This window comes from Streptomyces beigongshangae (assembly GCF_019710745.1).
GTDB classification, from domain to species: Bacteria; Actinomycetota; Actinomycetes; order Streptomycetales; family Streptomycetaceae; genus Streptomyces; species Streptomyces beigongshangae.
Genome location: NZ_JAHKJW010000147.1, coordinates 1 through 2,917, shown reverse-complemented (window position 1 = coordinate 2,917; position 2,917 = coordinate 1). Strand labels below are relative to the sequence as shown.

1 protein-coding gene is annotated in these 2,917 nt (G+C 75.4%); it reads right to left on the bottom strand.

The features are described 5' to 3' along the window. A partial coding sequence (locus KM933_RS38470) for a type I polyketide synthase (protein ID WP_221362225.1) occupies positions 1 to 2,917 on the bottom strand: 2,917 nt, incomplete at both ends.

Below are 2,917 nucleotides of genomic sequence, written 5' to 3'. Positions count from 1 at the left end.
GCCCAGGGCCGTGCCCGTGCCGTGTGCCTCGACCGCGTCCACGTCGGACGGCGTCAGTCCGGCCTCCGCCAACGCCCGCCGGATCACCCGTTGCTGGGAGGGGCCGTTGGGGGCGGTGAGGCCGTTGGAGGCACCGTCCTGGTTGACCGCACTGCCACGCAACACCGCCAGCACCCGGTGACCCAGGCGCCGGGCGTCCGACAGCCGCTCGACCAGGACCACGCCCGCGCCCTCGGCCCATCCGGTGCCGTCCGCCGAGGCGGCGAAGGACTTGCAGCGGCCGTCCGCCGACAGACCCCGCTGCCGGGAGAACTCCACGAACGCCTCGGGCCCGGCCATCACGGTCACGCCACCCGCGAGGGCCATCGTGCACTCGCCGGAGCGCAGGGCCTGGGCGGCCAGGTGCAGGGCCACCAGCGACGACGAGCACGCCGTGTCGATGGTCACCGCGGGTCCCTCGAAGCCCAGCGCGTACGACACCCGGCCCGACAGCACACTGCCCGCCCCGCCGGTCATGAGGTACCCCTCGGAGCCGTCGGGGACCGTACGGAGGCGGCTGGTGTAGTCGTGGTTGACCATGCCGGCGAAGACACCGACGTCCTGGCCGCGCAGGGCGGTGGGATCGAGGCCGGCCCGCTCCAGCGCCTCCCAGGACGTTTCGAGGAGCAGCCGCTGCTGCGGGTCCATCGCCAGGGCCTCGCGCGGGGAGATGCCGAAGAACTCCGCGTCGAACTCGCCCGCGTCGTAGAGGAAACCGCCGCGCCGCGTGTAGCTGGTGCCGGCGTGGTCGGGGTCCGGGTCGAAGAGCGAGTCCAGGTCCCAGCCGCGGTTCGTCGGGAACTCGCCGATGCCCTCCTCCCCGGCCCGCAGCAGCCGCCACAGGTCCTCCGGGGAGGCCACGCCGCCCGGCAGCCGGCACGCCATGCCGACGATGGCGACCGGCTCGCCGGGATCGGCCGCCCGCCGGGCCGGGTCGTCGTGTCCGGCGGTGTCGTCGCCGAGCAGCCGGGAGCGCAGGAACGACGCGAGCACGGCCGGTGTCGGGTGGTCGAAGGTGAGGGTGGTGGGCAGGTCGGCGCCGGTCAGGTCGTGCAGGCGGTTGCGGAGCCGGACCGCGTTCAAGGAGTCGAAGCCGAGGTCCTGGAAGGGCCGTTCGGGGTCGATCGCCGAGGGGTCGTCGTGTCCGAGCACGGCGGCGGCGCTGGTCAGCACCAGGTCCAGCGGTGTGTCGCCGACCGGTCCGGGCACCGGCCGCGACTCGGGCGCCGACTGCGACGCGGGCACCGGCTGCGGTACGGGTACGGGCGCCGGCTGCGACGCGGGTGCCGGGTGGGCCGTCGGGTGCGGGGCGTCCGGCCAGTACCGGCGGTGCTGGAAGGCGTAGGTGGGCAGGTCGTCGACCGTGCGGTGCGGGGCCGCCGGGAGCAGGGCGGAGAAGTCGACGGGGACGCCGCGGACGTGCAGCCGGGCCAGCGCGGTGACGGCGCCGATCCGCTCGTCCTCGGCGTCGCCGTGCAGTGTGGGCACGAACATCGCCGGTTCGGCGCCGGGGCCGGACGCCTCCTGGGCCATCGCGGTGAGGACGCCGCCGGGGCCCAGTTCGAGGAAGGTGGTGACGTGTTGCGTGTGCAGCGCGCCGATGACGTCGTGGAAGCGGACGGTGCGGCGGACGTGCTCGACCCAGTGGTCCGGGGAGCACAGTTGCTCCGGGGTGGCCGGCTCGCCGGTGACGCCGGTGACGACGGGAATCGCCGGGAGCGAGTACGACAGCCGGGCGACGACCTCGCGGAACGCGTCGAGCATGCCGTCCATGTGCGCGGAGTGGAAGGCGTGGCTGACCCGGAGGTGCTTGGTGCGGTGGCCGCGGGCCGCGCACGCCTCGGCGACGGCCGTCACGGCGTCCCGGTCGCCGGAGACCACGACGGAGGCGGGCCCGTTGACCGCCGCGATGCCGACGGTGCCCGGCGCGTCGGCCAGCAGGGGCCGGACGACGGACTCGGGGGCGTTGAGCGCGGCCATCGCCCCGCCCGGCAGGGCCTGCATCAGCCGTCCGCGTGCCGCCAGCAGCGCGGCGGCGTCCGGGAGGGACAGCACGCCCGCCACGTGCGCCGCCGTCACCTCGCCGACGGAGTGCCCGGCGAGCCGGTCGGGGCGGACGCCCCAGGACTCGTAGAGCCGGAACAGGGCGACCTCCACGGCGAACAGACCGGCCTGCGCGAACACCGTCCGCTCCAGCTCGGCCGGGTCGTCGCCGAAGACCACGTCCCGGACGGACCGGGTGACGTGCCCGGCGTCCAGCAGGTGCCGGTCCAGTTCGGCACAGGCGGCGTCGAAGGCGTCCCGGAACACCGGGTGGTGCTCGTGCAGGTGGCGGCCCATGCCGGTGTACTGGCTGCCCTGGCCGGTGAAGAGCACCGCGAGCTTGCCGGGACGCGCCACTCCGCGGGCGTGCCGGGGGTGGTCGAAGGCGTCCAGACCGTCGAGCAGCGCGGTGCGTCCCGCGCCCACGACGACGGCACGGTGTTCGAACGCCGTCCGGGTGGAGAGCAGCGCGTGGGCGATACCGGCGGGGTCGGCGTCCGGGTGCCGCCCGGCCCACTCCGCGAGCCGGTCCGCCTGCCCTTCCAGCGCCTCGGGGCTGCGGGCAGAGAGGACCCAGGGGACGACGGCGGGCACGGCCGTGGACGTTGCCGTGGATGCTGCCGCGAGTGTGGGTGCGGGTGCGGGTGCGGACGCGGGTGTGTCGTCCGTACCGGTGTCCGTGTCGGGTGCCTGCTCGACGATGACGTGGGCGTTGGTGCCGCTGACGCCGAACGCGGACACACCCGCCCGGCGCGGTCGCCCGGCCTCGGGCCAGGGCCGCTGTTCCGTCAGCAGTTCCACCGCGCCGGCCGACCAGTCGACCTGCGGGGTGGGG